Consider the following 5,461-nt stretch of genomic DNA (forward strand, 5'->3'; position numbering starts at 1 on the left):
GGACGCTAAAGGCACTGGTAATTGCCGTGTAAGACAAAGCAGTTCGTCGAACTGCCTGCAGTGGTGTATCTGTGCAAATTGTGATTCAAGCACTCGCAAGAAGGGTGTTTGCTCACAAGCCACTGACTTTAGTCAGTGGTGGTTGACGAAGAAATCGGTCATTGGCATTGGGCTGCTTTTATTAATCCTCTCACCATTACTAATGGCTAGCGTGAACCTGACGAATCATGAGTTGGGATTTGTTGTTATTGTGGTTGCATTTGCTTTGGAAGGCGTGGGCAATGCTCTTCTAAGTGGCGCAGATACTGCCTTGTTTTTTGAAGCAATCCGGCGGGATGGTTTTGGGGAAGTGTACGCAAAGATTCGAGGCAGAATTCAGCTGATAGGTGCGATTGTAACCGGCATAGCAACCTTCATTGGCGGATATTTATATTCCTTAAATGAGATGTCACCCTATTTTTTTCAGGCATTTATGCTGGTGGGAGCCGGCGGAATTATTGTGTCGATGAAGGAAGAAAAATCTTCCGCTGAACCGGTTTCCGTCTCTTCGCGGCATGAAAAGGTGAAGGATATCCTGCTGGTCTTTGATGAAGTGAGGAAGTCGGCAAATGTTCTCTTTCTTGTTGTTTTTACAACACTTGTCACTGCTATGGTTAATGCTATCTTTTCTCTGCTACCATCTTATGTGTCTGATCTTGGGTTCACTTCTTCTGCAAATGGGATTATTTTTATGATTTTCAGTTTTGTCGGGGGACTTGTCGCAACCCAAGCTTTCCGACTCACAAAAGTAAGTTACCGGACGCTGTCATTGATTGTCATTGGCTTGCTTTGTGTGGGGTTGTTCTTCCAAATGCAGCCAAACCGTTACACCTTTTTAGTTGGCGCCTGCTTACTGTATGTCACGGTTGATATTTTAGATCCAATTGTTATGGAAATGCTGAATTTATGGGTTAAAGATTCAGCGCGAGCCACTTTGATATCAGGGCTTTCATTTGCCATTAGTTTGGTAACCATGATTGTCAATCCTCTGATCGGTATTGTTATTCAACAATGGGGTACGGTTTTAATGTTGACGCTGTTTTCTGCCTTCACGGTAATCATGATCACATTTTCGTACTTTTTTATTTTTAGGACTAATAAGGAAAAAAGAGATTAACAGAAGTGACGCTGATGTTTGAAGGGTGCTCAATGCAACAACAGTCTCATGATAATTGCTTAACATGGATCGGAGTTGAGTAACTCGCCGCAGACAAATGGCTTTAAACAAGATTATTTGTCTGAGGTTTTTTTGCTACGCGTATCGCGGGTTCAACTTGTGCGGGCAGCAAAACGAGTCTAAAAACCGAGGAAATCGATAAATTTGAGAATTGCCTGAAAAGTAGTAGATAATGAGCACAAACTGCAAGGAGGGGGGACGTTTACCATGGCGGTTCAAAAGAAGAGGATTCAGGTACAAGTTGACAATGAACTAGCAGACGATACTGAGCAGGTCCTAGAGCGGCTCGGATTGACGCCAACGACAGTCATCACGATGTTGTATAAGCGAATTGTTGCTACCGGTGCGCTACCATTCAAGCCAGCTTTAACCGAGGGCGAGAAAGCGACGCTACATTTCCTTAAAAGTACCGGGGATACACCAGTAACTGTTTTTAAGGACGCAAAAGCAGTTGAGGACTAGCTCAATGAAGATGAATGATTTCAGGAGCTTCCATGCTGCTTTTGTCGAAGGCAGCGGAGGAAAAGAGGAGGCTGCTGAAAAAGTCTCTTTCTAAAATGCGGGTCACCACAATGAACTAATATTTGCCACTTTTATGGGGTTTTCCCACCACATTATGGCAAATATGTGCTTAAAAGTGGAACTGAAGATCAACTTATTTGCATTTTATCGAGTTTTTCAGCAGCCTCGGAAAAGAGGCTGGTGTTGGTTCGGAGTCCCATACGAATCATGGATCTGCCTATTTTTTTGCTTCGAAAGTATCGCAACGGTTGATTTTAATGCTCCTAAGTTTACAAAGCCTCGATATACATCGATGACGTGCGCCCGTACAATGAGGTCAGAAACAGAAAAGAGGAAGCCAAATGGAGATCAATGTGGGTGCGGTTATTAGCAAATACCGCAAACAAAAGGGTATTACCCAGCAAGCCTTGGCGGATTTTATCGGGATCTCGAAGGCCTCGGTTTCAAAGTGGGAAACTGGGCAAAGTTATCCGGACATTACGTTGCTGCCGATTTTAGCTGCCTATTTTGATGTCAGCATCGACAAATTGATGGCTTACAACGCTCAACTGAGTGCGGCGGAAATTCGGCGAGTATATACATCAATGAAGCACGCTTTTGAAACTCAGCCGGCGGAAACGGTGTTGACTTCGATCCACAATCTGATTCGCCGATATTATGCGTGCTATCCCTTTTTGCTACAGATGGGGCTGCTGTTGCTGAATCATTATGATCTTTTACCCGGTGACTCGTTGGAAACCAAAAAGAAGACTTATGTGACCGAGGCGCTGCAACTGTTTGTTCGGGTGCGGCAAAGTGGTCGTGACTTGCAGTTGACGGCTAAAGCGGTTGAGCTTGAGGGTTATAGCCTGCTTTTGCTTAATCGGCCGGATGATGTGTTGGCATTGTTGGGTGAGTATGTGCCGGAACAGTTGCCGGCTGACAGTTTAATTGCCGGGGCTTTTCAGCAAAAAGGCGATCTGCAGCGGGCGATTGCCACGAGTCAAAGTGGGTTGATGCAGGATTTAAGCCTCATCATGAGCCAGTTGACAAACTACATGACACTGCTGGGGAAAGACCCAGAGCGTTTAAAAACCACTTATCAGCGAGGGCAAGCGATTGCCGAGGCTTTTGATCTTGTGAATCTGAATCCGGCAGTGTGGGCGAACTTTCAATTGGCCGCGTTGAAAGGCTTTGCTCAGCAACATCAAACTGAATCCGTCACGACAACTTTGCAGCTATTTGTGCGGGTCATGGCCACAACAAAATTTACCTGGGAACTTCATGGTGACCGTTACTTTGATGCGATTGAACCGTGGCTGAATCAACTGGATTTAGGCCCGCAGACACCGCGCGTAACTGGTCACGTGAAGCAAACATTGATTGAGTTTGTTTTGAATAATCCGGCGTTGAAGGAATTGCGAAAAGAACAGCCTATTGAGCAACTGCTAAAAGAATTGGAACAGATCAAAGCGCGGGAGTGAGCAGTTGGCTGGAGAAGTCGAGCTTTGACCAAGTGAGCAGCGTGAGGGCAAAATGCATGACCTGCGCGAATTTTGAGGAGCTTGATAACATGAATGCTAATTGGGAAGTTTTCACAACATACTGGCCGTTTTTGGTGCCGCTGATTATTTTGGAGCTTGGGTTAATGCTTGCCGCTGTGATTCAGGTGTTACGTCACCCGCACTATCGTATAGGTAATCGCGCATTTTGGCTGGTGATTGTGATTTTCATCCAAATCATCGGCCCCATTGCGTATTTTGTCTTTGGACGGGAGGATCAGCAGTGAGCATTTTGACATTGCAACACGTCAGCAAAAGTTTTGGCAGCAAGCACGTGCTCCGCGACCTTAATTTAACGGTGCCCACCGGATCGATCTACGGCTTTGTCGGCGAAAATGGTGCCGGGAAGACGACTACTATGAAGCTGATTCTGGGTTTGGACCGGGCTGATAGTGGTGATATCGAAGTTGCCGGGGAGCAGGTGCGTTTTGGTGAAACGGCCACAAATCGCCAAACGGGTTACTTGCCGGATGTGCCCGCGTTTTACGGTTACATGACCGCCACGGAATATTTACGCATGTGTGGGCAATTGACGGGTTTGCGGGGGACAGCGTTGGCTTCACGGGTTACTGCGATGCTGAAACGGGTTGGGTTGGCAAGTGCCTCGCATCGCATTGGCGGTTTTTCCCGTGGGATGCGGCAGCGGCTTGGGATTGCCCAAGCGCTGTTAACGATGCCGAAGCTTTTGATCTGCGATGAACCGACCAGTGCGCTTGATCCCCAAGGACGGACTGAGTTTTTAGACTTGCTGGCGAGTTTGCGCGGACAGACGACGATTTTGTTTTCAACCCATATTTTGAGTGATGTGGAACGGATTTGTGATCATGTGGGAATTTTGCACCAAGGTCGATTGCAGGTCAGTGCTTCGTTGGCGGACTTGAAACAGCAGTATGCTAAGCCTCAAGTGCGACTGACGTTTGAAACCGCGGTGCAGGCAAAACAGGCGGCGACGCTATTAATGCCGCTGCAACACCACAATCATGTGCAACAGGTGACCCAAAGTGCCGGTGAAGTGGCAGTTGCTTACGCAGGCATCTATGCCGCTGCAGCTGACCGGATTTTAACCGCTTTGTTGGCAGTGCGGCTGGTCCCGCTGACGTTTAGCCAAGAGGAAGCCAATCTTGACCAGATTTTCATGGAGGTGGTGCAATGACAGCCGCAGTGATCTTTACCAAAAAGGAATGGCTTGAAAGTTGGCGCACCCACCGCTTCCTGATTTTGACCGTTGTGTTTTTGATTTTTGGTATTTTAAGTCCGCTGATGGCAAAACTGTTGCCCGCGCTATTAAAAGGCGGCCTCGGCGGTGTGAAGATCGCCGTGCCCACGCCGACTTCATTAGATTCGTGGACGCAATACTATAAAAATATGACACAGATGGGCATTTACGTTTTTGCGCTCATGCTTGGCGGTTACGTGAGTCAGGAAATTCAACAAGGTACCTTGGTTAATCTCGTAACGAAAGGTTTGCCACGTTGGTCAGTGATCATCGGCAAGGCATTCGTGGGGTTGCTGCTGTGGTTTTGGTGTGTTGGTAGCGCCTTTGTCATGACTTGGGCGTACACGGCGTATTATTTTCCCGATACTCGCAGTCCTCATGTCGTGCTGGCGTTCGTCCCGCTGGTGATTTTTGGCTTCTTTTTTCTGAGCGTGCTTGTGCTTGGGTCAATACTCGCATCGAATAACTATGGTGGGCTGCTTTTTACGGTTGTTGTTGTGGCGTTGCTGTATATGGCACGGATGGTCAAGGGGTGGCAACATTTTAATCCGATTAGTCTAATCAGTGACAACATGAAAATTCTTGTGGGTGCTGATGCTTTGACGAAATTGTGGCCGGCAATGGTGACAGCAGTTGTCCTTGCGCTCGGTTTGTTCTGGGCGGCGATCAAAGTCTTGGATCAAAAGAAGCTTTAAAAAGAGATGCGACCGATTCGGAATGATGTGAGGGTATACTCCTACTGAGGTAGACAAGCAAATAATTAAAGCTTGTCTGCCGAGGAAGGAGTATTTTTTATGGGCCGAAAAGGTTCGAGATACAGCGTAGAAGAAAAGCTTTACTATATTGGTTTAGTGAAGGGGGGTATGTCACCTAACGCCATTCGAGAAGAGTACGGTGTCCATCCTTCACATGTGGTTCAGTGGATAGAGCGGTATGATGCGGGTGGCGTGGACGCACTGGCCAAAC

At 47.1% G+C, this 5,461-nt stretch carries 7 protein-coding genes; all 7 read left to right on the top strand.

Annotated elements, in window-relative coordinates; all coding sequences use genetic code 11:
• The coding region (locus BVJ53_RS13835) for an MFS transporter (protein ID WP_137295995.1) at positions 1-1,156 on the top strand (1,156 nt) is incomplete at its 5' end.
• 267 nt (positions 1,157-1,423) lie between these two features.
• Positions 1,424-1,678, top strand: coding sequence for a type II toxin-antitoxin system RelB/DinJ family antitoxin (locus BVJ53_RS13840; protein WP_129302907.1), 255 nt, complete (start codon positions 1,424-1,426; stop codon positions 1,676-1,678).
• A 401-nt stretch (positions 1,679-2,079) separates the two neighbouring features.
• Positions 2,080-3,201, top strand: a complete 1,122-nt coding sequence (locus BVJ53_RS13845) for a helix-turn-helix transcriptional regulator (RefSeq protein WP_129302908.1) — start codon at positions 2,080-2,082, stop codon at positions 3,199-3,201.
• An 89-nt stretch (positions 3,202-3,290) separates the two neighbouring features.
• Entirely contained in the window at positions 3,291-3,506 is a 216-nt protein-coding gene (locus BVJ53_RS13850; RefSeq protein WP_129302909.1) for a PLD nuclease N-terminal domain-containing protein, read from the top strand.
• Positions 3,503-4,432 carry an ABC transporter ATP-binding protein gene (locus tag BVJ53_RS13855; protein ID WP_129302910.1) on the top strand — a complete coding sequence of 310 codons (930 nt, stop codon included), beginning with the start codon at positions 3,503-3,505 and terminating at the stop codon, positions 4,430-4,432. The genes BVJ53_RS13850 and BVJ53_RS13855 overlap by 4 nt, the downstream gene beginning before the upstream one ends.
• Complete coding sequence (locus BVJ53_RS13860) at positions 4,429-5,190, top strand: ABC transporter permease (protein ID WP_129302911.1); 762 nt, start codon at positions 4,429-4,431, stop codon at positions 5,188-5,190. Before BVJ53_RS13855 ends, BVJ53_RS13860 begins: the two co-directional genes overlap by 4 nt.
• A gap of 99 nt (positions 5,191-5,289) precedes the next feature.
• The coding region (locus BVJ53_RS15490; protein WP_137295994.1) for a helix-turn-helix domain-containing protein at positions 5,290-5,461 on the top strand (172 nt) is incomplete at its 3' end.

Source organism: Lacticaseibacillus chiayiensis (genome assembly GCF_004123795.1).
Taxonomy (GTDB): Bacteria; Bacillota; Bacilli; order Lactobacillales; family Lactobacillaceae; genus Lacticaseibacillus; species Lacticaseibacillus chiayiensis.